The organism is Acidicapsa borealis, assembly GCF_059115245.1.
This window is the reverse complement of sequence record NZ_JCACNY010000001.1, coordinates 2,947,538-2,973,056: the sequence shown is the minus strand read 5'-3', so window position 1 is coordinate 2,973,056 and position 25,519 is coordinate 2,947,538. Positions and strand designations below refer to the sequence as shown.

The window sequence follows — 25,519 nt, the reverse complement described above, 5'->3', positions numbered from 1 at the left end:
GAAAGCCGCTGATTCCACTCCATTTGTCACAACGCTATCAACCCTCGACCATTCGGCTCAAGCACAATAGAGTCAGGCAGGGACGCAACACCCACCATACACGCTTGAGGAGTGCAAAGTGCCTATACGCGCAGTCGTCTTCGATTACGGCATGGTTCTAACCGATCAACCCCTCGCCGAAGCCCGCGAACACCTTTACCGCATCTCCGGCCTGAATCATGAACAGCTTGAGAAGCATTACTGGGTGGACCGCCACGCATATGATCGTGGCGACATCTCCGGTCTGCATTTTTGGGAGCGTCTCGCAGCCGCAGCCAACCTTCCGCTCTCCCCAGAAGAAATCGCCGAACTCAACCGCTGGGACGCGCGCATGTGGACCACGGCCAACCCCGCGATGATTGCTTGGCACGCAGTCCTCAAGCAGAAAGGCCTAACCACCGGCATTCTCTCCAACATGGGTGATTCTGTGCTCGAAAGCATCGAAGCCACCTTCGCCTGGATAAACGACTTTGACGTCCTCATCTGGAGCTACCAGCACCGCCTCGCCAAACCCGAGCCGGCAATCTACCAGCTCCTCTTGGAAAAGCTCGGCACCGCGCCGGAAGAAACACTCTTCCTCGACGACAAGCTGGAAAACATCGAAGCGGCGCGCCGCGAAGGAATTCAGGGCCTGCAGTTCTCGACAGTCAGCCAACTCCGTCAGGACCTCATCTCCACGGGCCTCGACGAATACTTGCCCCTGCCCTAAATAGCAACCTCATCGGCATCTTGGGTGACTCCCGTATTGCCCTTTTCCGCAAGCGGAACCCAAAGCCGGAAAGTCGTCCCTTTCCCCGGAGTACTTTCCGCTTCAATCCCTCCACCATGTGCTGTCAGAATCGCCCGGGCGATCGCCAACCCCATCCCCGATCCCTTGGCGTTCGTTACCCTCTGTCGGCCACGATAGAACTTGTCGAAAATCAGCGGTAGATCAAATACATCGATCCCCGGACCATCGTCCCCCACCGTAAACTCAACCCTCCCCGGCACACGACGGCTTGAAAGCACAATCCTGCTGTTCGCAGGCGTATACCGGGCCGCATTCTCCAGCAGATGCCGCAGCACCCGGCCAATCAAATGCGGGTCGAACCACACCGTCGTCTCCGGCTCCGGTACGTCGATCAACACGCGATGCTGCGCCAGAAGCGCATGCGATTCCTCCACCGCCTGCTCCAGAAACGAGCCTGGCAACATCGGCTTTGGCTTCACTCGAATCCCGTCCGACTCGATCTCCGCGATCTCCATCGCCTCGCCGATGAGTGCATCCAGCCGGAAGCTCTCCTCGTCCACAATCGCCGCCAGCTCCGTACGAGTCTCCTCGTCTAACCCCTGTCCATCCACCAGCGTCGTTGCCGCCGCGCGAATCGCCGTCAAAGGCGTGCGTAGTTCGTGGGTCAGCGAATCGATCAATGCTGAACGCAGCCGGTCCGCGGATCGCGCCGCTTCCAGCCGTGCCGTCGTCTCAATGGCATGCGCCCGTGTCATCGCAATCGCAACCTGCGCCGCGATCAGCGTGGCAACCTCGCGCGAAAGCGTCGCCGGCTTCCACGCCAGGGTACCCACACTGTTCATGCCAAACACCAGATCGATAGGAACGTAGCCTTCCGGCAACATAAGTCCCTGGTCAGGAGGAGCGGCACCCATCCGTAAGATTCGCCGCAAATTCTCCGAATTGCTCTCAGCCTCGGTCGAAGCAGGCAGTCCCTCAGGCCCCGAACTGCTACCAGGCACCGACGAATACAGTTGATCCTCACTCCGCACGTACAGGACAACAGCCCCAAGCGAAAAATTGCGCTCCACCAACCGCGGAATTTCCCTCACCAGCCCCGCCGCATCCTCATGCAGCATCATCTCCTGGCTCAGGCTATACAGCCTTTCCACGTCTTCTCGGCGTTGTTCTGCCTGTCGTGTCTGCCTGCGCGCACGCTCCGCCACGCGCCCCGTCACCACGCATGCCACCACGAACGAAACCATCGCAACTACATCCTGCGCGGAGGCGATTGTCAGTTTGAATCGTGGCGGAAGAAAGAAATAGTCGAACGAGAGGGCGGACAGCATCGCCAGGTAAAGCGATGGCCAGGTCCCGACCAGCGTAGCGAACCAAACCACCACCACCAGATAAACAATCCCGGCAGTGCTTGCATCCGCACCCAGCAGCAGCATCACAGCCGTAATTCCGGCAGTGACAGCGGTCGCCAGCACCCATCGCGCCCGACGACCAAGCAATGATAAATTTCGGAGCATTTCCATCCAGTGCGATCATAGCCGTTTTCGATACCATGCCATGCAGAATGCCCCTCCTCAGCGCAGGCCGCCCCCTCCGATGCTGTATCGTTTTCCTTGGACATCCCCTCATTTCAGCCGAGGGTAACGGAGCAAGATGAGTACTGGAGTAGCACAAGGACGAATCCTGGTCATAGACGACGAAGCGCAGATCACGCGCGTACTGCGCGCTTCCCTTTCCGCCCAGGGTTATCAGGTCCGCACCGCCAACGACCCCGAAGAAGGACTGCAGGTCTACCGCGAATGGGGTCCCGATCTGGTCATCACCGACCTGATGATGCCCACCATGACCGGTGTCGACGTATGCCGCGCCATCCGTCTGATCGCCACCACGCCCGTCCTGGTCCTTTCCGTCCGCGACCACGAGCGCTCCAAGGTAGAAGCCCTCGATGCCGGCGCCGACGACTACGTGACTAAGCCCTTCAACATCCAGGAACTGCTCGCCCGCGTCCGCGCCCATCTCCGCCGCGCCCCGGAACGGGCAAACCATGCCACCGAGGTCGGAGATTTTGTCGTTGACGCCTCAGCCCACAGCGTCATCGTCCTCGGCAAGCCAATCCATCTCACCCCCAAGGAGTTCGACCTGCTTCTCTACCTCGCCCGTAACTCAGGCAAGGTAATGACCCACCGCGCCCTGCTCACCGCCGTCTGGGGAGCGCAATCCGCGCATCAGCCCGAATACCTGCGCGTCTTCGTAGGCCAGTTACGCAAAAAACTCGAAGCTGAAACCGGCAAGCAATATATTCAGACCGAGCCGTGGGTCGGCTATCGATTCCTAGCCGACGGCTGGAGCGAAACCGAGGAGCACGCAGGCGAGCTCTAAAACAAAGCCAGACCTGCCCACTGGCACAACGAATTCCGTTGGGCATCGCCGCCTCTTGTTGTAAGGTTCAAGTGCGGACCGATCAACAAAAGCAATGACTTAGGTTGCCGGGATCGAACTGACACCGGATCCGTGCAGTGTATGCAATCGCATCGGAAAGCCCTGGCAATCCTCCTTCAGACGGCAGCGGCTGAAGGCATCTGGGACTGGGAACGCGGCAAGCCACTTTATCTTTCCGATTCGTTGCCACGTCGAAGTAAACCAATCTCTGAAATTTGTGAAATTCTTGCAGTGCTGGGAATATGCACCATCTGACTGCTGTAGGAGGAGCGGAACAACGCTTGCTCCTGCAGGCTTCCATCTTTTCTTCGAACGGCGAGACATCTCATGAGCACCACTCCAACTTCGAACTCGACGGAAGATCCGGAAGCGTCGCTGGTTGCCGGAATCGCTGCCGGCTCCCGCGAATGCGAAAGCGAGTTTGTGGCCCGCTATCTTCCCAAGGTGCGGACGTTGCTCCTGATCCGCTCCCGCAACCCCGAGTTGACCAAAGACCTGCAGCAGGACGTGATGATCGAGGCTCTCTGCGCCCTCCGCAAAGGGCAGCTCCGCGACGCCGAGCGCCTGCCCGCCTTCGTCGCAGGCATCGCCCGCAATCTCCTCAATAATCATTACCGCGGCCAGACCCGAGCGCCGATCCATGAAGAACTTCCGCCGGAACTGCCCGATACCTGGGAAGAGAATCCCCTGGATTCTAAGGAGTCCCTCGAGCGCCGCCAGATGGTCGACCAGGCCCTGGCTACCCTCGACCCTACCGACCGCACCATTCTGCAAATGACCCTCGTCGACGATCTTAAGCCCGGTGTCATTGCTGAACGCCTCAATCTCAGCCCCGAGGTCGTCCGCCAGAGAAAACTCCGCGCTACTCGCCGTGTCATGGAATCTGTCCAGCAAATGTCACAATCCCGCAGCACCGCCCACATACGTGCAGGAGATTTTTCATGACCGAGTGCAACGGCGGTCCCGTCGAAGAATTCGGAGCACTCTACATCACCGGCCAGTTGTCGGACGAAGAGGCAGCACGCTTCGAAGACCACTACTTCGCCTGCGATCAGTGCCATGAGCTCCTTCTCGTTCTGCGCCAGATCCAGGAAGGCCTCCAAGAGCAGGTCACCAGTGCCGCACGACTCGAGTCCGCAACCCAGCCGCAGCCGCCCCTGCGCATCGTCTCGCGCCGTCCCGCACCGTCTTCGTCCGGCACCCTGCTGCGCAAACCGTCCCTGCGCGTAGCCGTATGGGGCTCCATCGCCGCCGCCATGCTCCTCGGCTCGGTCCTCGCGCTCGTCAAGTTCCAGACCGGCAGCCTGATCCACCTGGACAACAACACAAGCAAAGCTGCCAGCCCCAATCCCGTCCCGCCCGATCCAGTAAAGCCCAAGACCAAGGCCGGCAAACAGCCCGCTCCTTCGTCCGATCAGCAAATAGCCTCCCTCGCAGACCTGCAGCTCCCCGTCTACCAGCCCGAAGCACTTCGCGGCACGGATTCCTCAGGTCAACAGCACTCCGCGCTCGCCAACGGTCTCAAGAGCTATGCCGGTGGAGACTGTAACACCGCTCTGAATCAGTTCAAACAGATCATCGAAGCACTCCCCGAGAAGAATCCCGACACCATTACCGCCAACTTCTACTCCGGCCTCTGCCGTTTGAAATCGCACGATCTCCTCACCGCTCAAACGCATTTCGAAAGGACCATCGCCGCCGGCGACAGCCCTCAGCTTGAAGCCGCCGAGTACTTCCTCGCGCAAACCCTGATCCTCAAGTCCGACGCCGCCAGCGCCCGCAACTGGCTCCGCAAGACCATCTCCCTGCACGGCGATTACCAGCAGCGCGCCGAAGCCCAGCTCACGCGACTCGTTCACATCGCGCATCAGCCCTGGAACCTCAGATGAGCTCTTCAACAAACGCGCCCTCAGCGGCAGCTATCTCTTAAATGCCATGAAATCCCTCGTCCTACTCGCGCTGGCGTCCCTGCTGCTTACCTCCAGCGGCACCAGCCAGACCCGCATCGCGGGCATTCAGGGAAGCAATGGCACGATCTACGCCAACGAGAGCGACGATGAAGCAAACGCTGCGTCGCAAACACAGAAGCCACCCGCCGAGACCGACCCCGGCCTCGAAGCCATCCAGCAGGCCCGCCGCCAGCTTCGGAGTGCAGAGGCCGCTCATCCCGGCAATACCCCGGAAGTCACGGCAGCTCTCGAAAACCTGATCGGCCTCATCCTTGACGCCCGCCTCACCAACGCCGAAACCCTGGCTCTAGCCCGCCGACACGTTCTCGTCGCTGAAGGCGCATTCAACCGCCGCAGCAAGCAGTACGTCGCCGCCATCGACGAGCTTGCGGAAGTCCTGGTCGCCCTCGACCGCCCCGCCGAAGCCCGCCCTCACGCGGAGCTGGGCCTCAACATCGCATCCATACGCTTTCCGGATACAACGGAATATGGCGACGCCGCCGACGTTCTCGCTCTTGTCTGCCGCGCCCTCGGCGATTTCTCCTGCGCACTCCGCGTCGAGCGCCTTGCCGTCGCCACCGCCCGTAAAGTCGACCAGGACAAGCCCTTCGAAATCGTCGGTGCGCTCTCCAACCTCTCCCAGACCCTCAACGCCAGCGGCGATAAGATAGCCGCCGTCGCACCGCTCGAGGAAGCCGTCGCCCTCGCAAACGAAAAGATCCCCAACGACCCGCGCGTCGCTGTCATCGAGAACAATCTTGGCTTCCAGTACTACCAGACCGGTAACTTCAGCCAGGCCATCATTCACCTCACCCGCGCCCTCGACCTCAACCGCAAGCTCTACGGCGAAAACGCCCCGCTCGTCACCGATACCCGCGCCAATCTCGCCCAGTTCTACGGCCGCAGCGGACAATTCGATCTCTCGTTCAAGACCTACGACGAAACCCTCGCCCACATGAAGATCAGCGGCACCGACGCCGCCAACACCCACTCCAACTACGGCCGCTCCCTCGCCTCAGGAGGCCGCCTCCTGCCCGCCATCCAGCAGGGCCTGATCGGCGCCCGCCTGGGCCGCGAAACCTTTGTTCTCGGCGCTCGCACCCTCCCCGAACGACAGGCCCTCGCCTATGACCGCATCCGCGCCCACGGCGTCGATCTAGCTATCTCCGTCCTGGCAAAACATCCCGAGCTACCCCTCGCCGAAACCTACCAGGAAGTCATCCGCTCCCGCTGCCTAGTCGCCGAAGAGATGGCCCGCCGCCAAACCAATCTCAATCGCACCCACGATCCCGAGCTGACTCAGTTGCTAAAAGAGCTGGATCGCACCCGCACCGAGCTTCTGGAACTCGAGCAGTCCCAGCCCAGCCCCGTCGCCACACCCGAAGCCATCGCCCGAGCCACCGAAGCCATGGAGCACGCCGAGGCCGCGGTAGCCCAGAAATCTTCCGCCTTCCGCCACGACGAGCGCATCCGTACCGTCCTTCTCGATGATCTGCGCCGCAACATGCCCAAAGGCTCGGTCCTCATTTCCTACGTACGCTATGGCCGCTCCAAGGTCGAAGAAGTCGATCCAACCGGGGTAAAAATCTACTCCTACGTGGCCTTCGTCTTCCATCCCGACACCGGCAATCTGCGCATCTTCGACTTGGGACCGGCAGACGACATCGACAAGCTCATCGAATCCGCCCGCCGCACCGTCGACACCGAAATCCACTCCGGCGGCATGGGTGGCAAACGGAACGAGCGAAGCACTCACACACTGCCCATGTTTCTCTGACGATTCACTATGCGCATCATCCTCAGTGTGGGCGGACGGTAACGCTAGTTCGGCGCGTTTCGTTTTCCGGGCAGCCTCGGAACCAGCTTCAGTTGCTTCTTCCCAGCGGCGATCAGCTTGTCGTTCCCGCATGGATGCTCGATGAAGAGCATTGCCGCGGCATGGCGGTGGTCGAACGACCAGTGATAGCGCTCTCCGCGCTTCTTGCCCTGCGCTCTCTGATCGACACCCAGCCAGAAGACGGCTGCCCCGATGACTCGCTACCTTCAGAAGCATCTTCGCCAGGAGGTGCATTCGGTGAGCCCACCACGCCAGGGATCTCTTCCCTGGGACAAGACCAAGCCCCAGCAGCTCCCGCAGACAGCGCAGGTGCGCTGTCGCGAGTTGCTCAGCCAGATGCTGCTCCGAACCATGAGCGGCGTAACCCCCGCAGAACAGGAGAGCGATGAGCGAGAAGATTCAAGCCATTCACATTGATCGGGAGGCCTGCGTCTATGTACGGCAGTCCTCCATGCAACAAGTCCGGACACGTCTTGAAGGGCAGCGTCGCCAGTACGACCTTCGCGAACGTGCGCAGACACTGGGCTTTCAGCGTGTCGTCGTGATCGACGAAGACCAGGGCCGCACTGGAACGGGTTCGGTCGAACGTCCCGGCTTCGGCAGATTGCTTGAGTCCGTTTGCTCCGGCAGGGTCGGCGCCGTCTTCGCTTTGGAGGCCTCGCGTCTGGCAAGGAACAACCGCGACTGGCATCACCTGATCGATCTCTGCGCGATGGCCGGGACACTCGTCATCGACCACGACGGCGTCTACGATCCCAGTCTGCTCAACGACCGGCTTCTGCTCGGTCTCAAGGGCACCATGAGCGAGTTCGAGATCAGTCTGCTGCGCCAGAGGGCGATGGAGGCGCATCGTCAGAAGGTGCGGCGCGGCATGGTGATGACGCAAGTGCCTTTGGGCTACGTCCGCACCGAAGAGGAAGGGATAGAGAAGACGCCCGACCGCCAGGTGCAGGAGGCCATCGCCGGTATCTTTCGCAAGTTCCATGAGCTGGGCAGCGTGCGTCAGGTGCTGCTCTGGTACCGCGATGAAAAGCTTCCCCTTCCCGTTCTCTCGCGTGAGTCCGGCAACCGCAAGACGGTCTGGATCGAACCCATCTACTCCAGCCTCTGCGGCATCCTCAAGAACCCGGCCTATGCAGGCGTCTTCGTCTGGGGCAGGAAGCATACGCGCACCTCCATCGTCGAGGGCCGCGCCCGCAAGACACGCGGTCACGCTCGACCGCAGGACCAGTGGGAGGTCGTCATCCCGGACCACCATGAAGGGTATATAACGTGGGAAGAGTTTATGCGCAACCAGCAACAGATTCGCTCCAACGCAGGATGGAACGCCCGCATGGGAGGACTGAGCGGCGCGGCGCGCAACGGGCCCGCACTGCTGGCGGGACTGCTGCGATGCGCACGCTGTGGCCGCGCGCTTCAGGTCTTCTATACCTCCAGCAAGCGGGACGGGCCGCTGCCGCGCTACGAGTGCAGCGGAGACCGCGCCCATAAGTTGAAGCGCAGTTGCATCACCTTCGCTGGTTGGCGAGTCGACCGGGAGATCGCAGCCGAGGTGCTCGAAGCCCTGCGCCCTCTCGGCGTGCAGGCCGCGCTCGATGCGCTCGAACAGACCCAGAACCGAACCGATGAGAAGCGGCGCTCGCTCGAACTCGCACTCCAGAAGGCACGCTATGAAGCTAGCCGTATCGAACGGCAGTACCAGGCAACAGAGCCGGAGAACCGTCTCGTCGCAGCAGAGTTGGAGAAGCGATGGAACAACGCACTGACTCATGCCGACGATCTGGAGCGCCGCCTGGAAGACGCGACCGCATCGGCACTTCAACTCACCCCGGAACAGCGGGAACAGTTGCTCACGCTCGGCGACGATCTCGAACGCTTGTGGGACCATCCCAGCTCGCCGATGGCGTTGAAGAAGCGCGTCCTCAGAACGGTGCTTGAGGAAGTCGTCGCCGATACCACCGATGAGCCTCCCGCCGTCCATCTCAAGCTGCACTGGGCTGGCGGTACCCACACGCAACTGACGGTGCGCAAGAACAGGACTGGCGACCATAACAACGTCAACTCGGAAGAAGTAACGGAGTTGATTCGTGAACTCGCTCTTGTCTGCGACGACCGCGCCATCGTGTCTATCCTGAATCGGTTGGGTTATCGAACGGGTCACGCTAACACTTGGACGGAGAAGCGTGTGCAGCACGTTCGACATACCAAGGGATTTCCGGCATGTCCGCCGCCGGAACAGCGCCTCTGGATCACGATGCAGCAAGCCGCCGTCGCACTGGGTATCAGTCAGGCGTCGGTTCGCCAATTGATCGAACGAAAGATCTTACCGGCAAAACAAATCGTCAAGTTCGCCCCGTGGACGATCGAACGCGCTCACCTCACGCTGCCAGCCGTCCATAGAGCCGTCCGTCTCATCCACACGGGCCGCCGATCTCCATCGCGCGTAACCAGCAACGCCCAAACCCCTATGTTTATTGACTCCAGCGAGGTGTAGCACTATGTCACTGCTTTCTGCGCGCCTATCGCGAATCCGCCGGCGCACTCCGCGACAAAGTCTGGGATCCGCTGCTTCCCGAGTTCACAGGTGCCCGCCTGCTGCTCGTCGTCCCCGACGGCGAACTGAATCTCATCCCCTTCGCCGCTCTCCCCGACGAAGATGGTTATTGGCTCGACCACGGCCCAGTCATTCACACGCTATCGAGCGAACGCGACCTGATCCCCGACGACCGCGCCGCTCGCAAATCCGGCTTGGTCGCCATCGGCAATCCAGCCTTCAACCGTCCGCTGACGATCGCTGCAAACCAGCCCGCTCCCAGCGAACTTTCACCCGACACCACCCGCAGCGCCACCCTCTCCTGCGACGAGTTCAAGCAGGTCCGCTTCCATCCCCTCCCCGCCTCAGCGTTGGAAGTACAAGACATCTCAGCACAATGGCAGGCAGCCAACGGCGGTAGCACCGCGGAACGCCTGCTCGGCGCCGACGCCACCCGGGAAGGCTTCCTCCGAGAAGCCGTCCGCGGCCGAGTGCTCCACGTAGCAACGCATGCTTTTCTGCTCTCCCAATCCTGCGGAGACGGCAATCCCCTGCTCCACTCCGGCCTCGTCTTCGCCGGAGCCAACAGCCAGCGTGAATCGTCGCTGCTCACCGCCCAGCAGATCGCGTCGCTCGATCTGGATGGCGTAGACTGGGCCGTCCTCTCCGCCTGCAACACCGGCACCGGCGAACTACGCGACGGCGAAGGCGTCCTCGGCCTGCAGCGTGCCTTCCGCGTCGCAGGAGCCAGGTCGGTCATCATGACCCTCTGGCCCGTCGACGACAACATGAGCCGGCGCTACATGCACCAGCTCTACACCCAGCGATTTGGCCAGAAAGCTACCACCGCCGACGCGGTATGGAACGCTTCCCGCAAGCTGCTCGCCGACCGCCGCGCCGCAGGGAAAAGCACCCACCCCTGGTACTGGGCAGGCTTCGTAGGCTCCGGCTCCTGGGAGTAGGAAGTAGTTCCCTCAGCACCGTTCATCAATTTGCTTCGAGAAGGGTTGCTGTCCCATGGTTGTTATTCCCAAAAAATCAGCCTTAAGGCCCCGATTTAGTCCCGGGAAAGATTCGTTATCGCGCAGCCGAGCGCGATGCAGGTGAAGAGGAGGGCGCAAAAAGCCTCCTCAGCGTCTCAAGACGCCGCTCAATATGGCGAATACTCATCATGGTGAGCGGGAGCAACTCGTCCGATGCGGCATCGTGAGCCGGAAGGCGGTTTTTCGGTTGCCTTCATCGGCCCGCGATCGCTCTTCGCCGCGCGACACAACCCTGCACAACCGCCGCTATTTCGTTGATGCCAACAGGGTATGTGAGAAAGGCATCGGCAATCCTGGCAACCGTGGCCGTCGGTTGCGATCCAGTATGGAAGATGATCGCAGCAGCGGCCGTCACGGAATTCGCTCTTAGCTTTTCACAGACTTCATAGCCGGTCATGTCCGGCAAGTCCAGGTCGAGTAGTACCGCGTCGACTTGGAGCCGCGCCGCCATCTCCAGACCGTTTGTACCATCGCAAACCGAAACGCAGTCAAAGCCGGAGAGATTGAGCAATTCTGTTAAACCTTCGGCATGGTTCTTATTGTCGTCTATAACCAAAACCTTTATCGGTTCCATAACTCTTGCCTCCAGCAGTCTGAAATGGATCGAGGGGCCAGAGAAACTTCCAGGATTCTAGCACTGTGCGCGCAATGGAGAGTCGCCCGAAGAGAGGGAGATACAGCGTTTACGGCTCGTGTTGATAAGACCTGGGAATATTTGTGGTTGCCTCGCAGGGATTCTTATCGTCATATAAATCAGTCACTTCCACGACCCATATACAAAATATATACAACGTGCTCAGAATTAGTTCCTGCCATCAAACTGATAGCTGCTCAGTAGAGCGTGATTTCGGTGTTTCCAGACAGGTTCGACCGCTTAAGATTCTGGGATGATCGAGTCACCAGCTTCAACTCCACCTGAAACATTCCTACACTTTACGAGTACCGCATGGACGGCTATAGGGTCGATCATTAGTGCCGGATCACTGATCTTTCTTGCTGGATTCAACTTAATTTACTTGCGTAGAGCGCATGAGCAAAGCGTAGCCGCCAGAGAACAGGCTGACGTAGCCAAGAGAACACTAGATGCTTTGCAGTCGCAGATAAATCACGACAAGCGAACCGATTACATGAAGACTCAGGCGATCATCTCCGGATGTGCCGTTGAGCTTGCTCAATTAGCTATTCGACTGAAAGGAGAAATTAGGACTACCGCTGAACGCTTTTCAATCCTCCCTGACGATTGGAACGAAGCAGTGGTGTACATCTCTCGTGAATTCCCTGAGATTCAATCCAAGATTATGTTCGCAGGTTCTTCACTGAAAGGTTTGGAAGGAGATATAGATCAACTACTAAGAGTTCCATTCAACCAGCGTGGACCTAACAGTTCAACCGGACAGCGAATACAGAACGTTGCGGTCTCTCTCAATAAATTTAGTTTCGAGCTAAACAGCATTCTTGCCGAGATGTCGAAGTAACAGTCCAGTCAACAGGCGTAAACTGTCAGGGCTAGGGGGCAGAATACACCAAAATGAGCGATAACGGATTCTTGAAAACTGCGGCAGTGCTGGTGGGAATCATCGCGGGGATTATTGGAATCTACCGGGCTTTCAGGCCAGCGGTTGACACCGGCAAAATACGGTCGCAGGCTGCTTATCTCCAGCCGCTGAATGCCACGATAGAAAAAGTAGAAGGCAAACGTCCCGTGCTCAGCATCACGGTTCAGAATCTGAGCAAAGAGGGAGACGCAATCGATACCAAACTAACTTTTGAGGACAGCGGTAATTCCATTTGGAATGTTAATCGGACCGAGCCATTGATACGTCCAAATGAACAAACGACCATCAGATACTATCTGAACGATGGAAGACTGCCAATGCGCAGCTTGACTGTCAGAAATACAAAGATTCCTTTTTATTTCGACTTTGAGGGGTCAATCACATGGCATGATCGAGTGTCAGATGGCGACCTCACCAGTCGCTTTTGCTTTGAAGGGATGCCAGATGTCTTCAAAGACGGAATGAATTACATCACCAAAGATCAAGACTTGAAGCAATGCCCATCTCGCAATTAAGACCTTCACACCTGATACTCACGTAAACTGGTCTGGCGAGGGCGTCAGCCCCGCCGTTAACCGGGAACTCGCAGGGACAAGGGCGACGAGGCAACTTCCTGTGAACTTGACTCCCAAGCCTCGATTACCAAAAAATGTGCAACACATGAATCAGCCCTTCAACAGCCTTCGTTATGAACCAGAGAGATTTAGCCCAAGCTGTGATCCGGTCAGGCCAACTGTTGTGAGGTTATGAAGTCTGCGCCATGTAGACACAATGGCATCTACTTTCCGAATAACGGGTATCACCCCAAAAAGCGAATCCCCCGCCTTTTGAGGGGCGACGGTTCAGAAGGTCTGCGAACGCAGACTGGGTTGATTTCGAATTTACCTGTGGCTTAATTCCACGTCAACTCAATTCTCTACCTGAACTCTATGCGCAAAATACCCTCTCTATGTTGCATTCGTAGTACAAGGCCAATAGGAGGAATTTATGCGTAAGGTATTCAAGATTCGCCGAAAGAAACTGAAGGCACTTGAGCGCAACCGGCGACCTGTGAGAACACGCCGTCGAATCAGAGATGGCTCAGGCCGCTGGGCTGGATAGACTACTTCCCTGCTTTCTTCTGCCTTGCCCACCGTGCTTTTACGCCATCAGCAATCCGCTGGCGACCCCGGGGGTCAGGTTGCGCTTCTTGGCTTGGGTTGCCGGGGCAACACCCACATCCTTACGTCGTCGTCCTCGCTTCGCTGGAGCCGTTGTGGATTCTGTCAAGATGGCCTTCGCCTGTTGAAGTTTAGCAATCTCTGCGTCGAGTGCGGCAACGATGTTCTTCGAGTTGAAAGTCATGAGGCCAGTATAGCCGTCAATGTGTGTGGTAGATTCAATCGACCATCAAAGCCAGCCGGTTAGAAGGTGGCCATGAAGATAGGTCTGAAGGTAATACCACAGATGAACAACTGTCCGAAATGCTCTCTCAGAGAGCGCATTAAATCATGGCTTAAGTTTGCAGCATATGCAATCACGGTCGTGAAGTCTCTAGTTGAACTGATCCACGAGTTCAGCAACTAGTAGAGACCCGGTAGGAGAAATCTGAACCGGGTCACTTTAATTCTCAGGACTCCACAGCCGAGAGTAAGCCTACCGCCTCAATTTCCAAGTCAATATCTACAAAATAATGCAACGCTATATCGCTCTCCGTCCTAGAACCATGGAGAATGATTTTTGCCCTCTTTATCTCCTCTGGAAGTTTCTTCGCATCCGAACCATCAAAATTGACCCACCCATCCCTTCCGAGAATTGCAACTATCAGATAACGACTCTCGAATTTTGGAAGGTCAATCTTGGCACTGCTACGTTCCAGCCATGAAGCGGCGGCGGAATGAGCAACTTCGGTCGCAGTTGCATTCAGATAAAAAACTGAAGCCTGCACATCTCTCCATTTTGGAAGTGATTCTTCACCCAAAGGTTGATTTCTGAACTCCGCAACCATTGCCTTGGTAGAACCGGTGCGCTTCTCTTCTGGTTCAAAAAAGCTATCCCCTGCTTGGTCTACCCAAATGACCTTAGCCTTCTTGGCAACGATATTTGGCAATCTTCTTGGCTTCTTAACCATCAAAGGTAATTGCAGGGTTGACGGTTGCGGATTACCTGAAATCTCGGTCTTGATTTCCAGTAAATTTGTGCTCTTGTCGTCAGGTGCTTCTGGCTTATCCGAGGACAACGCCACATACGCAATGAGACCGAGTAGCAAGGCGAAGTTCCAAGTTTGCAGGTCTGCTTTAGCTATTGCGTCCGGAAGATGGCTCTTTATGAAGTCTGTCTTTTCAGCAATCTCGAACACGATGCTTATAGGTACGACGATGTATATGGCTAATTTTCTGCGCAAGATCATTGAAGAATCGTCTCAGTTATGACCACCTCCCGCCAAGACCAAAATCTTTACCTCCACCTTGCGTTTTCGCTTCTTCTTTGCCTAAAATCCCGGCATGGCGTTCTTCAACCCAGCGCGAGAAAGACTCCAAGTCGTTGTCCGATGCAAGCGATGTCTCAGAGACGTGCCAGCCGGGGTCGATTCAACGCCGTCAACTTACATCCCTGTGAAGTGCATCCTGTGTGGGGAGAAACGCCTCTACCTCCCAACAGAGGTTGGTGCCGGGATTCCACACCGTGAAGCACTTCGGGTGATGCGAGGGCAGGTGAGAAGGATCACTAGTGCGTAGAGGCAAAGTAGACCCCACGAAGTTTGACCTCACCCACCAGTGCCCTGCTTGCGGGTACAAGATTCCCCCGGCAGAATTGATGCACGTCGACGGGGTCAACATCACGTGCCCCAAGTGTCAAGCTGATACCCCGTACATCACCGACAGGCATCAATCAACTTCGTAAGTCACCCAAGTACAATCTGTTGATAGAGAGACCACTATGGAAACAGATTCGATCACGGCCCTGTTCAACACCCCTATACCGCCATGCCTTTGGCACTACACGTCAGTAGCTGGTTCCATGGGCATCGTTTCAAGTAAGAGCATCTGGGCAACAGATGTTCGCTGTCTGAACGATACCGAAGAGTTCACCCACATTAGAAGAATTCTTCAGCAATGCATCGAGGATGCTCCAGAAGTCGGAGAATTTGGTTTTCAGCAAAAGTTTACGATTGAGTGGGTCGTTACAGAGTTGTTGAAGTCAGACTTTATGAATCCGGATAGCGCACAGATTTTTGTGGCATCATTCTCGGAAGCCGGTAATGATCTGCATCAGTGGCAGCACTACACACATGACAACAATGGCGGTGTGAGTCTTGGCTTTGATCTGCATCGGTTTCGACCGCCTCCGGAAATGGGAAGTGCCGCCACCCTAGCACCTTGCGTATATGATCCGAATCAAAAAGCAGAGCTAGTCCGTGAGGCTTTGGAATATTTTGTTAAAGAGAGCCGTGCCGTATGGATCAATGCAGTCCAGCAACTTATTGAGGATTTGAACAAAACTGGGGTAAAGCCGACTTCTGAACAGATGGCGGAATTCGCGACTACCGTTTACACCAGTCAAGAATTTACTGATGCTGCAAAGACTGGGCTTTTCCAAACTCAATTACGCATATTCCGTTTGGCTGGGTTGTTCAAACATGATGCTTTCCACCATGAACAAGAGTGGCGACTAGTTCTTCCGATTTCCCCCGGAAAAGATAAGACAAGCCTTGTACAACCCATCCAGATTCGCAAGGGACAGATGATTGAAGAAATTCCCTATATAGCTTTTCCACTGGGGATAATCAAAGTGGGCGGTGATCCAAACGATGTCAAATTACCAATCGTAGATGTCATGCTTGGCCCAACATCCTCTGAGACCTCGGTCACCGAGTACAACGATTTTCTAAAATCTGAGAACATTTCAGTGACGGGCCACCGCTCCAAGATACCTTTCAGACGCCTTTAACAGTACTGAAATAAACTGATCTGGCGAGAGGTCTGGCCTCAGCAATGAGAACCAATAAACGAGAGGGCGACGAGGCCGCTCCCTGCTGGCCTGACCCCGAAGCCTCGAATCGAGTGATGAAGGAGATGTGATGCTCAAGAATGGTTCATACGTCCGCATGGTGTTGTCTCCCCAAACGCAGCGGGGGACAATCACCGAGGAAATCAACCACCGCGACCAACCCCAATTCGTGTTCCGCACAGACCCGCGCTTTACAGAGCAGGTGGAAGCATTCATCTACGACGGGGACGTTGAGGAGGGCGAAAGGCCGAGTGACATCGAGGTGGCACGTATCAACGCCCTGCTCAAAGCAAACCCGGTGCAGTGACAGATAATGCCCCAAAGACGTGAAATCTCGCCAGCAATGAATCTATCGGCTGAGGACGTTTTTGCAGCCGTGCCACCAGAACTGCAAAGTGTCATTTCAACCATCCGTGCAGAGAAAGACGCAGATACTCGACCACGCCCATCCAGTTCTCTGATAGACCAATCAGCGATGCTGACACCTTCTAAACGAGCAGTTCTGCTCGACAAGGTAGCTTCGTTGGTGGATGAGAATCTTGCAGGTCGGTCGGAGATGTGTCTTCAGTTTGCGTCTCTACTCAGTCTTGCTCTCCGGCACCTTGGTTATCAAGCCTACGCTGTGACGGGCAACGCCACTTATCTGTCTGACAAGGGCAAGAGAATCTTCACTTGGACTCACGCATGGGTGAGAGTCGGAAAAGAAGCTATCGACGGCAATACTGACAGCATTGCAGAAAACATTATGGTTCCAAAGACCGTCTACGCAGCACCCTACTGGGGAGCAGTAGGCAACCTGCAGGATAGAGTTCTTGCGCAGACTGGATACGTCGAAGATGATCCTGACGTTCTGAACACTTGGTGGCCTGAATTGAAAATCTGGCTAGATGCGGAATTGACACGGATTTGATGTGAACTGTGGGCTTCCGTTCTACGCAGCAGCGGCAACTAGAGCGGCTACGGTCGTCTCAACTTGCGTGATTAGGCTGTCGATCAACGCAGCGTAATCGTCCCTGTCTTCTCCAAGCCTGTTCGCTACCGGGTGAACTAGCGCGATGATTGCCATGAATATAGGGCACTCCAATCTCAGCGTTATGTCGGGTACTTTGAAGGTGAGGACGATGGCCTCATCATCGTGTTTTAGTTCCGCTCTGTTGAGCACTTGGGTGAGGGGTTCCTGACCTTCCCTGAACCCTGTGACCCTGACCTCGATTCTCCCAACTGACAAGATGACCGTTTTAAGCAGCTTGTGTTTATTCGCGTTATCGATGTCTCTGATAATTGCGAGGTCATGCACGGCAACTCGTGGTGGGAGTGGGTCGTGGTAAAGCTGCACGGACTCAACCGCATCCAAAAGTTTCCCTTTAATGGCTGCATAGGGTCTTCTTTGTTCAGAGTTGGGGGGAGTGTCCCAGATTGGGAAACTAATCTTCTCAGCTTTAACGGGGATGACGCCGCAGAACTGTTCAAGAGTAAGCGCCCACATCGTGTGGTCGAGAGCACAACGGAGGTTATGAATGATGTCCGCGATGATGAGAGACCAACGAATTGTGTCAGGCTTAACTCTGACTTTGACGATAACGCTTGCGCGAGTCTTCTCAGGGCTTACGTAGCAGTAAAATCCACAAGGGTCTGTCGCAAGCCAAGCACGAACCTCACTGTCTAGTCCGTCAAGCAGTTCTTTGGCACGGATGATCTTGAGCCGGGCACTGGTAAGGTCTGGTGACATGACCAATCATAAAATGATATGAGAACGGGAAACGTGGCAATCTTACTGAAGCAAATGAATACCCTGAACTTTAGGTTTAGTTGACGCAGAATACACTGGTCGGCGAGACATGATTGCAGTTTTGTAGTCGCCGTCATGCGGCCAAGCCATCTGCTGGAACTCAAATTTCAAAGATAACTCCGCAGTAGACAGCAAAGCGAAGGCATCATTCAACTCCGCCTCGACAAATTGCGCCACTCGGTTGATGCATTGCTAGATAGAGTTCAGAGCCGTTCGGAGAGTAGAGTACTGGCACAGAAGCGGTAGATGAACATGCAGGGGATATTGGTAGGTCATCGGGCATTGTTGCTACTTGCCACGGCGAATGTTCTGGACATACTCCATCGCTTTTTCAACGGTCACTTCAAGCCCATCCAATGCAGTCTCCAGACGGTCTAGCTTGCCATCTAAATCCTCATACCCAAGCAGAACGGCTGACACGTTCTGAGCATTCGCAAGCCGGCGTGAATCCTTTACTACCTGCAACGTCGCTAGGGATGCGATGGGTGTAAAGCTGCTAAGAGCCAACGTAAGCTTGGTGTTTGCAGCCTTTTCAGCCTCCGCATATGTCGCTGAAGTCACTTTCTCCGAATCATCGCCAACGATCTTGTAATGCAGTTCGTGCAATTCTGCAAAAAATTGCTCCTGCGGGAACCTCCTTTGGAATTCAGCCCGTTTCAAACCCTCATCTACATTGTCGGCGAAGGGAGCAGGTAGTCCAGCAATCCTGTTTTCTATCGTTGCGACTCTTTGCCTCAAGTCATCCTCAAGCGTAGTCCGCATGTCGGCCAAGGGTATACCCATTTCCTCGTTGAGTTTTGCTGCCACCGCTGAACTTGCTCGACCAAACGAAAACGAAGAACCTTCAATGCCATACGCGGCAAGCCAAGGCTCATGTACACCGCCCACCGTGATGCCATTGTCAAAGTAATCGACAAAGAGCGCCATTACCGTGGAAAACAGCACATGTCCAAACAGTCCCAGAACACATGGATTATGCGAGTCTCTGTGGTAGGCGGCATTCCGATACGAATGTCCAATCCGAAGAACGGTCGCGTTCGACTCTGTAATCAGGTTCAAGTCGCGAGCCACGGCTAATTTTCGTCCAAAACCCCTCCCAATTTTGTCCCTTCGCTCAGGATCATATTTCGGACGCCTTATAGCCGCCAGCTCGGATTGCCGGTCGAATTCTCGAAGGGAAATATCGTACATTAGCGTGTCTGAGATGCTGTCGAGGAGTATGACGGCTACCTTGGCTTGAACCGCTGAATCCGTTCTTAGAAAATCGCGTATCAGCTCAAATTGCTCCGTAAGAAGACGTAAACTCTCAGTGTTAGTCTTAGGCATAGCGCTAGGGTATCAAAGCCGAGCATCGAGTGTTACATGGCGTGTAGGGTTTTGCTAACTCGGCTAAGGGATATGCTCTGAAGGACAACATTAAGAAGCTCAAGAAAGTCTCTCTTCCAATAGAAGTGAAGACTCTCCTCTTCAAAGGCGATGGCGGGGTTAATCGCACGATTTGAGCGTGTGCTTCTTTGCTGAGTGCTGGTGCATTTCACTCAACCAGCACCAGCAATATATAACTGCACCTCCATCCGAGTCAGACAAAGTTTCTTCCGCAACTCTGCAGCCACTGTATCAATTTCATGGGCATATTGTATGATGAGCTTCTCGGCTTCATTCTCCCATTTTGTAATCTGGAACAACTCTTCCGTTTGAAGTTTCGCGCATAGTGTCTTCATTAATTTGCGATCGGAAAATCCCGGCGAATCACTTGTCGAGGATATCGCCTTACGATCCACATGGCGATACCGCGCTTCAGTAACATATCCCGCTGCCGTTGCAATCCCAATCTGCTCGGCCATGATCTTCATTTCCGGGGTCAGGGACGGAGATTTAATTAGCGCATCGATGGCTTCAGACTGAGCAAGATCGTATTCTGTTCGGCCATGGCAAGTTGCCGGGTCAATAGATGTGTCTTGTAATGTGAGTCCGAAAACCGTATTGATGACAGCGTGGGCCGCTTCATGGACTGCCAGAGAATACAGCATGTGGTCCTCAGCGAACTTATGCAGCATACAGATAAAATAGCAGAACGAAGTTCTCAGGCCATCCAATCCGTGCACACACAACGACCACCACTAGGATCGGCTCCATGGGAGGTAGAGGTCTATAGACTAATCGTTATTGACCACTGCCAAGGCCACGATTTGGATGGCAAATAGCCCTGAAAATGGAGGGTCGGGAATGAGACCTTGTAAACCACCGACTAGTTCTCCAGTTGCTGCAACCCTTAGACACGATGACTGTGCATCGCAAGCGTAGGAAAGCAGTAGTCTTCAGTGCCGCCTTTGCTACAGCATCCCGGCAAGACGCCTCCAGCTACATTTGCATCCGCTTTCTCATCTGGTCAATTACCGCCCTCGTCTCTCGGTTGACATCATCCACTTTTTTGCGAGTGGCGTCCAGAGCATCTATTAGTTCTTGTTCGGTCAGAACTTTGCGGCCTAGCTCCCGTGTTTCTAATCCGCTTTCGCCCTGTGCCGACGCTGGAGCAGCCTGATGCTCAATCTTCTCGCCCGCCGTCGTCGCACTCGCCGATTGGTGAGGGGCTGGTCGTGGCTCATTGCCATCGATGCCGTCGTCCGGCCTCGTCCTGACCTTACAATCCCGCAGGATATGGTCGCACGCAAGGTTAACGCTTTGGTGCTGTGCTAGGGCTACACGGCGTGCGTTATCACTCATTGTCCGTAGCCGGTCATCGTGTAACAACTCAGCGAAAGCATGTTTCTTGGCCTTGACTTCCTCATCTAATGCTCCAAGCGGGAGGTTAAGGAGACGATATGCGTTAACGCACTCTTCGCAAGTTGTCTCCGTCGCATAAACGCGATAGGAGTGACTCGCACTGTCAGCATAGCCAACGTTGATGTATGGCTTCAACACATTGAGGTATTCTCCTACTACCATCTTGACAGCGATGGAATTAGTTAGCAGAGCGGCAAACGACAATAGAACGGTGCGATAGGTGACGGCAGCTTTTGATGCCAGTTGTGTCTGTGCGTGAACGTCATACATGGTTAGGATCGACACAACAGCGGGGAGCCTCAACGGCGATGCGGTGTTTTGATTTGCAAGTGTTGGATACAAGTCGCATATCAACATCTCCCAATCCCGAGCAGTAAGGAGTTTGGGCTCGACCACACAGCACAATGCTTTCAACAAATGCTGAGGGGCACCTAACATACAGTTGTCATCGACTCTCTGTAGTCTGCCCCAGATTTCCCAAATATCCATGAGGATTGCCTCATTAGCGTTGACGAGGGTATCACCACTGAGCACAGAAGTACCGCGCAACGCATCCTCAAGTGGCTGTCTACAGGAAGAGGCGAACTCCTTCATATTCTCAATAGTGTCACGGTGCTCTCTTTCAAATGCTGCCTGTACAGTCGCTTGCTCATTCCTCTTTAGGCTGTCCTCATTCCACCATTCGCCAATACTCAGTTGTTTTGCTTTGGGTTCCTCGGCAGACAAACGACGGCGGATGAACTTGTACAGGCCACCAATGACAAAATAACCTAGCATGAGGAATTTGAAACCGAAAGCCTCCCCATTCATAGGATGAGCCCATGAGAGACTATCGTAGTTATAAGCTAAGCACGTTATTGTTAGAAACACGACGACGCCACCAAGTATCGTGTAGTACGGCCTGTAGAAGAGACTGACAATAATGAGCGCGGTCAGGAGCGACAACATAAATGCACCTAATACGTGGAGCGGGGCGAGGGGGTAACCATCGCCCCCCAACAGCACGTAAAGCGGGTATCCCAACCCGATGAGAATTACGATGCCTATGATGATCAACGTTTGTATTAGACTTTTAGCAGCACGCACCGGAGTCAGCAACGTGTTCATGCCTTCGTAGTATTTATCTTCCGGTGTGGGCATAGCTGTCTCCCTTTACGTTGATAGGTCTTCACTGGACTCTGCGCTACAACAAAATGCTGAACAGTGGACAGCAGAGTTGTGGTGGATGTCTCTTCAATCTGGGTTCAATCATCCATCGTCCATCTCGGTATCTTGACTACTTCCCGTCTCGAATCGAGAGCGCGAGTGGGTGCTCATGTCGTATTGCATGATGCTCCGTACTAGGCGAGATTTCCTTTGTGACAGCGTTGAGCACTCCGTTCTCCCCGTTCAGGTCTAACCAAGCAAACTGCCCGTTTGGGTTTACTTCGCAGAACCAGTATCGCTGCTCATCGTCCAACAAGAAGTCGAGACGCCCAAAGTTTAGGTTCAGGTTATCCATGTATGTGGACACTGCTTGAAGCAGCTCTTGGGGAAGGACAACCGGCGTCCATCGTTGGTCTTGGGACATGTGCTTCCGCCAGTCCGGAGAATCGCCGAGGAAGTCTCTCTCCAATCTGAAGCCGAACATATCGCCCCGCACGAATACCACCGTGACGTCGTAAATGGCCGGTACGTACTGCTGAAGGAACCATGGATAGCGCAGGTCAAGGTCGTCAGTGTTAACTTTGGTCGTATAGAGCACTTTGCCGTCTACGGGTTCTCCAGAGAGCGACTTCACGACTGCATCTGTTGCTGCTGGAGCATGGCTGGACACGAATTCATATGTTGGAACATGGAAGACATCTTTTGCACGAAGCAGTTGGAGAAGTTTTCCGGTTCTGAGTTCGGCGAATGGTTCGACTAATACGAACCTATTCTCTGCCCAGAGCAGATTCACTATTTCGTTCAGCAGATAGCGCCATTCAGCATGTACGAATTGCCTCGCAGCACCTAGACTCTCTGCGTCCGGGTCCGCATTGAGAGGCTTACGCCAATAAGCTTTCGCGACAGTCTTACTATGGACTGCTCTTCCATCTGGGGCTGAGATGGAGAAGCCACTCTGGTCGAAGCGAATCTTGTACTTGTCAATTTGATCGAAGTTAAATCGGAAGACACTTCCTTCCGGAAGCCTGTCGAGAAGCAAGTCGGTCGTCACATCGTACGAGTTTGTGATTATGAGTAGTTCGCTCATCTTTAAGGAAGGGGAGACGAACCTCATAAGGTTCGCCTCGCTCCATGTCAATCATTGCCCTATCGATCAGAATCCATGGGTTTCCCCGTCGTGCTAAACGTCTGCGTTGTGCCCATCTTGTATGCGTATGACGTGCTAACGTCAATGCGCCTTTGAGTGGAAAAATCATAACGGTGTTCCCCGACAGCTAAACTTACCGGGGCTTGTACAAGTTCAACGGGTGTCAGTTTCATGCATTTCTCCTTAGGGTCGTTCTAGGGCTGTTGTTTCAGATTATCTCTCTTGCTGGGATTACTTGGCGGTAGAATATCACGCTAATCTGCTCGTGGTGTTTCTGCTCGTAACACTTTAATTCTCAGAGCGTGGCGAATCAAGTTTCATTCTTCCGCGCTTTGGGTACGAAGGTTCGGGAGCTTCGAAAGAAGCGTGGGTACTCGCAGGAGGACATGCTCAGTTTTGGCTTTTCCACCCGCCACTGGCAACAAGTGGAGGCCGGTCGCCCCATAACCGTCACCACACTGCTTCGAATTTGCGAAGTGTTCGAGCTTTCGATGTCCAAATTGGTCAGTGGCCTAGATAAAGAAGGCGTGTACGAAAAGCTGGAAGTCGTACCACTCCCCCGTCGCCGCAAGCGGTCGTAATCACCGCCGATTGACGTATTGGTAGCCGTTCCGAATCATCGATAAATCCCCGCGCTCATAAAGCGCCTGAACGCATGGGGAGCAGACACTGGAGGTCTTTGCCGCGTGTTTGCCGGAGTGGCGGACGGGAACTGGGTCGTCATGCACCGAGCAGATGAGCAGAGCACATTCGGCACACGGCACCCAGTCCGTCTCCAAGCAGGGAAAGGAATGGGCGGTGTGGCAGTCAGGCTGGGGGAAGTCCATGTACGATGCCTCTGCCCTATTGTTGCCTCAAAATCTCAACGCTCTCCCGAAGTACAGCCACCTGTTTCGCCAAATTGTCAGTCATCTTGCGAACTTCATCGAGGATTTTGCCGCTGTTTGTTTGGATGGTCTCAGTCCATATCTTCATGTTCGCCAAACGAGCAGCTTCCTTCTCGACAGCCAAGATAGCGGCGTCCATGTCATCCCAATTGCCTTCTTCGTCGTCCTGATCCTTTAGTCGGCGAACACACAGAGCTTTTGCCAGCGATAGACCGGCACGCAGGATTACATCGGACTCAATCTTCTCGGCGTCCCACACCAAAAACACATCCTCGCCTTGTCGAAGCAGTATGTCGATTCCTTCCGGTGCCGTCAAAGCAGAGAACAGGAAGAGGCCCACTTTTGCCCCACGGTTCTTCCGGGCTGTTTCAATCTCGATCCGAGCCTTTGTCAGCGTATAGCTGGCGTCTTCCTTCGCCTCGATCACAAACTTTTCCCCGGCGGCAACACAGTCGGCACCAAGCTCAATTACGAGGTCGCCGACCTTACAGTTCTTGATCAAGCCGGTAGTGTTTCCAGTCCTGCTTGCAACGTCACCAGATTTCTGGGCTTCCTTTTCCAAGAATTCACAAGCTGTAGCTTCGAAATCCTTTCCATGCTGGGTCGAACGGGCGGATTCTTTACGTTGTGCTTTCATCGCTTCGAGTGCCGACTGAACATTACCTTGGAAAACCTGAACTTTCTGCTCATGGGAATGGAGAATTTCGACCAGTTCCCGCTTCAGACGAAAGAGTGCAGAGCCCTCGTTGTCGAGGGTCAGGTTCGCATCAATGGAACCCTTAGCGGCGTTGATGACGGTCGAAAGCCGGGAAAGGGCGGAACCATCTTCGTCGAGGGAAAACTCTTTCGTTATGGTCTCCTGTGCGGTTTCCACCCGCTTTACGAGCCGACTCAGAGCCGAGTCTTCCTTGTCTAAAGAGAACTCCTGCACCACATTGCCGATGTCCCCTGCGAGGTCTGTTCTCATCCTCCCGTTGGCTTCGGTCAATTCTTTGACCAGCCGCTTGAGGGCGCTTTGGTCGTTATCCAGCGAGAATTCAGCGAGGATTAGCTTTTGCTCCTGATCAATCACCAACGAAATGGCGGAGCGAACCGATGAGACAAGTCCGTTGGCCTCTTCCGGGTTCAATAGCTTCATCAACGGGCTGTTCTTGCCGATGTGCTCGGCAAGGGTTACAGCCAGCACGGAGCCGGTGCCGCCGATTTGCCGCTGTAACACCTTCTCAAGGTCGCCATCCTCTTTTATGAGACGCTCGATGCGCTCTTGGAAGCGCCCGTTATTTGGGTCGAAGTATTCCTTGAGCGAAGCCGTAAGATTCGCGCGGATATCGTCTCGGGAACCATCCAAGGCATTCTTCATGTCTTTGAGCAGCTTCTCGCCTTCCCGCCTTACCGCGTCAGCATCAATCTGTCCACGAGCGTGCTTCAGAGAGAGAACGCCAATCCTGAGCGCGGCTAGGGCATACTCATCTCGCTCCCTACCATCACTCTTCTGAAGCAACTCCACGACAGTCTCGGAGTCGGTGACAACCAATGTGAGTGGAATTGACTGGGCATCGTCGGCTGCTGACGCGACAGGCTTGCGGGGAGGTAACGCATCGGCAAATAAAGCGTCGGCCATCTAGTGACTCTCCTTCTAAAATGGGGGAGTTA

General features: G+C 55.0%; 24 protein-coding genes. 14 read left to right on the top strand and 10 right to left on the bottom strand.

What is annotated here, in order from left to right:
* Positions 1-118: 118 nt before the first annotated feature.
* The gene (locus tag AC5S27_RS12205; protein WP_493934830.1) at positions 119-748 is read left to right on the top strand and encodes an HAD family hydrolase; all 630 of its coding nucleotides are present in this window, start codon (positions 119-121) and stop codon (positions 746-748) included.
* Here AC5S27_RS12205 and AC5S27_RS12200 read toward each other — a convergent pair.
* The gene (locus AC5S27_RS12200) at positions 745-2,283 is read right to left on the bottom strand and encodes an ATP-binding protein (protein WP_493934829.1); all 1,539 of its coding nucleotides are present in this window, start codon (positions 2,281-2,283) and stop codon (positions 745-747) included. The two genes, AC5S27_RS12205 and AC5S27_RS12200, sit on opposite strands and share 4 nt — an antisense overlap.
* Before the next feature lie 136 nt (positions 2,284-2,419).
* Here AC5S27_RS12200 and AC5S27_RS12195 point away from each other — a divergent pair, with 136 nt between their 5' ends.
* From AC5S27_RS12195 to AC5S27_RS12165, 7 genes are all read left to right on the top strand, one after another.
* Positions 2,420-3,145: a response regulator transcription factor gene (locus tag AC5S27_RS12195; protein ID WP_493934828.1), complete on the top strand. Its 726-nt coding sequence runs from the start codon at positions 2,420-2,422 to the stop codon at positions 3,143-3,145.
* A gap of 387 nt (positions 3,146-3,532) precedes the next feature.
* On the top strand, positions 3,533-4,150 hold the full coding sequence (locus AC5S27_RS12190; protein WP_493934827.1) for an RNA polymerase sigma factor: 618 nt from the start codon (positions 3,533-3,535) through the stop codon (positions 4,148-4,150).
* Positions 4,147-5,094, top strand: coding sequence for a hypothetical protein (locus AC5S27_RS12185; RefSeq protein WP_493934826.1), 948 nt, complete (start codon positions 4,147-4,149; stop codon positions 5,092-5,094). The genes AC5S27_RS12190 and AC5S27_RS12185 overlap by 4 nt, the downstream gene beginning before the upstream one ends.
* A 46-nt stretch (positions 5,095-5,140) precedes the next feature.
* A complete protein-coding gene (locus AC5S27_RS12180) occupies positions 5,141-6,931 on the top strand; it encodes a tetratricopeptide repeat protein (RefSeq protein ID WP_493934825.1) in 1,791 nt (596 codons plus the stop codon).
* 252 nt (positions 6,932-7,183) lie between these two features.
* Positions 7,184-7,408, top strand: a complete 225-nt coding sequence (locus AC5S27_RS12175; protein WP_493932670.1) for a hypothetical protein — start codon at positions 7,184-7,186, stop codon at positions 7,406-7,408.
* Positions 7,377-9,485, top strand: coding sequence for a recombinase family protein (locus AC5S27_RS12170; RefSeq protein WP_493932671.1), 2,109 nt, complete (start codon positions 7,377-7,379; stop codon positions 9,483-9,485). The genes AC5S27_RS12175 and AC5S27_RS12170 overlap by 32 nt, the downstream gene beginning before the upstream one ends.
* Positions 9,486-9,502: 17 nt before the next feature.
* Positions 9,503-10,486 (top strand): CHAT domain-containing protein, encoded by a 984-nt coding sequence (locus tag AC5S27_RS12165; protein WP_493937309.1) that lies wholly within the window; start codon positions 9,503-9,505, stop codon positions 10,484-10,486.
* A 274-nt stretch (positions 10,487-10,760) separates the two neighbouring features.
* Here AC5S27_RS12165 and AC5S27_RS12160 read toward each other — a convergent pair whose 3' ends face one another.
* The gene (locus tag AC5S27_RS12160) at positions 10,761-11,141 is read right to left on the bottom strand and encodes a response regulator (RefSeq protein ID WP_493934824.1); all 381 of its coding nucleotides are present in this window, start codon (positions 11,139-11,141) and stop codon (positions 10,761-10,763) included.
* A gap of 313 nt (positions 11,142-11,454) precedes the next feature.
* Here AC5S27_RS12160 and AC5S27_RS12155 point away from each other — a divergent pair, with 313 nt between their 5' ends.
* Both AC5S27_RS12155 and AC5S27_RS12150 read left to right on the top strand, forming a co-directional pair.
* Positions 11,455-12,042, top strand: a complete 588-nt coding sequence (locus tag AC5S27_RS12155; protein WP_493934823.1) for a hypothetical protein — start codon at positions 11,455-11,457, stop codon at positions 12,040-12,042.
* 53 nt (positions 12,043-12,095) lie between these two features.
* Positions 12,096-12,638, top strand: a complete 543-nt coding sequence (locus AC5S27_RS12150) for a hypothetical protein (protein ID WP_493934822.1) — start codon at positions 12,096-12,098, stop codon at positions 12,636-12,638.
* Positions 12,639-13,263: 625 nt separating this feature from the next.
* Here AC5S27_RS12150 and AC5S27_RS12145 read toward each other — a convergent pair.
* Both AC5S27_RS12145 and AC5S27_RS12140 read right to left on the bottom strand, forming a co-directional pair.
* Complete coding sequence (locus AC5S27_RS12145; RefSeq protein WP_493934821.1) at positions 13,264-13,467, bottom strand: hypothetical protein; 204 nt, start codon at positions 13,465-13,467, stop codon at positions 13,264-13,266.
* Positions 13,468-13,732: 265 nt separating this feature from the next.
* Entirely contained in the window at positions 13,733-14,512 is a 780-nt protein-coding gene (locus AC5S27_RS12140) for a hypothetical protein (protein WP_493934820.1), read from the bottom strand.
* Positions 14,513-15,042: 530 nt separating this feature from the next.
* On the opposite strand from AC5S27_RS12140, the gene AC5S27_RS12135 reads away from it, so the two are divergent.
* The 3 genes from AC5S27_RS12135 (at position 15,043) to AC5S27_RS12125 (ending at position 17,023) form a co-directional block, all read left to right on the top strand.
* A complete protein-coding gene (locus tag AC5S27_RS12135; RefSeq protein WP_493934819.1) occupies positions 15,043-16,053 on the top strand; it encodes a DUF2971 domain-containing protein in 1,011 nt (336 codons plus the stop codon).
* 130 nt (positions 16,054-16,183) lie between these two features.
* Positions 16,184-16,420: a hypothetical protein gene (locus tag AC5S27_RS12130; protein WP_493934818.1), complete on the top strand. Its 237-nt coding sequence runs from the start codon at positions 16,184-16,186 to the stop codon at positions 16,418-16,420.
* A gap of 6 nt (positions 16,421-16,426) precedes the next feature.
* Positions 16,427-17,023 carry a hypothetical protein gene (locus AC5S27_RS12125; RefSeq protein WP_493934817.1) on the top strand — a complete coding sequence of 199 codons (597 nt, stop codon included), beginning with the start codon at positions 16,427-16,429 and terminating at the stop codon, positions 17,021-17,023.
* A 21-nt stretch (positions 17,024-17,044) separates the two neighbouring features.
* Here AC5S27_RS12125 and AC5S27_RS12120 read toward each other — a convergent pair whose 3' ends face one another.
* From AC5S27_RS12120 to AC5S27_RS12100, 5 genes are all read right to left on the bottom strand, one after another.
* Entirely contained in the window at positions 17,045-17,842 is a 798-nt protein-coding gene (locus AC5S27_RS12120) for a hypothetical protein (protein ID WP_493934816.1), read from the bottom strand.
* Between the two features lie 348 nt (positions 17,843-18,190).
* Positions 18,191-19,228 carry a hypothetical protein gene (locus AC5S27_RS12115; protein WP_493934815.1) on the bottom strand — a complete coding sequence of 346 codons (1,038 nt, stop codon included), beginning with the start codon at positions 19,226-19,228 and terminating at the stop codon, positions 18,191-18,193.
* 212 nt (positions 19,229-19,440) lie between these two features.
* Positions 19,441-19,932: a hypothetical protein gene (locus AC5S27_RS12110; RefSeq protein WP_493934814.1), complete on the bottom strand. Its 492-nt coding sequence runs from the start codon at positions 19,930-19,932 to the stop codon at positions 19,441-19,443.
* A gap of 331 nt (positions 19,933-20,263) precedes the next feature.
* On the bottom strand, positions 20,264-21,826 hold the full coding sequence (locus AC5S27_RS12105; RefSeq protein WP_493934813.1) for a hypothetical protein: 1,563 nt from the start codon (positions 21,824-21,826) through the stop codon (positions 20,264-20,266).
* 136 nt (positions 21,827-21,962) lie between these two features.
* Positions 21,963-22,946 (bottom strand): MvdC/MvdD family ATP grasp protein, encoded by a 984-nt coding sequence (locus tag AC5S27_RS12100; protein ID WP_493934812.1) that lies wholly within the window; start codon positions 22,944-22,946, stop codon positions 21,963-21,965.
* 419 nt (positions 22,947-23,365) lie between these two features.
* Here AC5S27_RS12100 and AC5S27_RS12095 point away from each other — a divergent pair, with 419 nt between their 5' ends.
* Positions 23,366-23,560 carry a hypothetical protein gene (locus AC5S27_RS12095; protein ID WP_493934811.1) on the top strand — a complete coding sequence of 65 codons (195 nt, stop codon included), beginning with the start codon at positions 23,366-23,368 and terminating at the stop codon, positions 23,558-23,560.
* A gap of 262 nt (positions 23,561-23,822) precedes the next feature.
* On the opposite strand, the gene AC5S27_RS12090 is transcribed toward AC5S27_RS12095, so the two are convergent.
* Entirely contained in the window at positions 23,823-25,487 is a 1,665-nt protein-coding gene (locus tag AC5S27_RS12090) for a hypothetical protein (RefSeq protein WP_493934810.1), read from the bottom strand.
* Positions 25,488-25,519: the final 32 nt, after the last annotated feature.

What these genes read in the sequence shown, in the direction of transcription:
- AC5S27_RS12120 (WP_493934816.1), bottom strand. Translation starts at nt 17,842, where the DNA reads ATGTCACCAGACCTTACCAGTGCCCGGCTCAAGATCATCCGTGCCAAA.
- AC5S27_RS12170 (WP_493932671.1), top strand. Translation starts at nt 7,377, where the DNA reads ATGAGCGAGAAGATTCAAGCCATTCACATTGATCGGGAGGCCTGCGTC.
- AC5S27_RS12180 (WP_493934825.1), top strand. Translation starts at nt 5,141, where the DNA reads ATGAAATCCCTCGTCCTACTCGCGCTGGCGTCCCTGCTGCTTACCTCC.
- AC5S27_RS12155 (WP_493934823.1), top strand. Translation starts at nt 11,455, where the DNA reads ATGATCGAGTCACCAGCTTCAACTCCACCTGAAACATTCCTACACTTT.
- AC5S27_RS12175 (WP_493932670.1), top strand. Translation starts at nt 7,184, where the DNA reads ATGACTCGCTACCTTCAGAAGCATCTTCGCCAGGAGGTGCATTCGGTG.
- AC5S27_RS12100 (WP_493934812.1), bottom strand. Translation starts at nt 22,946, where the DNA reads ATGAGGTTCGTCTCCCCTTCCTTAAAGATGAGCGAACTACTCATAATC.
- AC5S27_RS12125 (WP_493934817.1), top strand. Translation starts at nt 16,427, where the DNA reads ATGCCCCAAAGACGTGAAATCTCGCCAGCAATGAATCTATCGGCTGAG.
- AC5S27_RS12115 (WP_493934815.1), bottom strand. Translation starts at nt 19,228, where the DNA reads ATGCCTAAGACTAACACTGAGAGTTTACGTCTTCTTACGGAGCAATTT.
- AC5S27_RS12140 (WP_493934820.1), bottom strand. Translation starts at nt 14,512, where the DNA reads ATGATCTTGCGCAGAAAATTAGCCATATACATCGTCGTACCTATAAGC.
- AC5S27_RS12145 (WP_493934821.1), bottom strand. Translation starts at nt 13,467, where the DNA reads ATGACTTTCAACTCGAAGAACATCGTTGCCGCACTCGACGCAGAGATT.
- AC5S27_RS12200 (WP_493934829.1), bottom strand. Translation starts at nt 2,283, where the DNA reads ATGCTCCGAAATTTATCATTGCTTGGTCGTCGGGCGCGATGGGTGCTG.
- AC5S27_RS12150 (WP_493934822.1), top strand. Translation starts at nt 12,096, where the DNA reads ATGAGCGATAACGGATTCTTGAAAACTGCGGCAGTGCTGGTGGGAATC.
- AC5S27_RS12105 (WP_493934813.1), bottom strand. Translation starts at nt 21,826, where the DNA reads ATGCCCACACCGGAAGATAAATACTACGAAGGCATGAACACGTTGCTG.
- AC5S27_RS12195 (WP_493934828.1), top strand. Translation starts at nt 2,420, where the DNA reads ATGAGTACTGGAGTAGCACAAGGACGAATCCTGGTCATAGACGACGAA.
- AC5S27_RS12110 (WP_493934814.1), bottom strand. Translation starts at nt 19,932, where the DNA reads ATGCTGTATTCTCTGGCAGTCCATGAAGCGGCCCACGCTGTCATCAAT.
- AC5S27_RS12190 (WP_493934827.1), top strand. Translation starts at nt 3,533, where the DNA reads ATGAGCACCACTCCAACTTCGAACTCGACGGAAGATCCGGAAGCGTCG.
- AC5S27_RS12130 (WP_493934818.1), top strand. Translation starts at nt 16,184, where the DNA reads ATGCTCAAGAATGGTTCATACGTCCGCATGGTGTTGTCTCCCCAAACG.
- AC5S27_RS12185 (WP_493934826.1), top strand. Translation starts at nt 4,147, where the DNA reads ATGACCGAGTGCAACGGCGGTCCCGTCGAAGAATTCGGAGCACTCTAC.
- AC5S27_RS12095 (WP_493934811.1), top strand. Translation starts at nt 23,366, where the DNA reads ATGCTCAGTTTTGGCTTTTCCACCCGCCACTGGCAACAAGTGGAGGCC.
- AC5S27_RS12135 (WP_493934819.1), top strand. Translation starts at nt 15,043, where the DNA reads ATGGAAACAGATTCGATCACGGCCCTGTTCAACACCCCTATACCGCCA.
- AC5S27_RS12160 (WP_493934824.1), bottom strand. Translation starts at nt 11,141, where the DNA reads ATGGAACCGATAAAGGTTTTGGTTATAGACGACAATAAGAACCATGCC.
- AC5S27_RS12090 (WP_493934810.1), bottom strand. Translation starts at nt 25,487, where the DNA reads ATGGCCGACGCTTTATTTGCCGATGCGTTACCTCCCCGCAAGCCTGTC.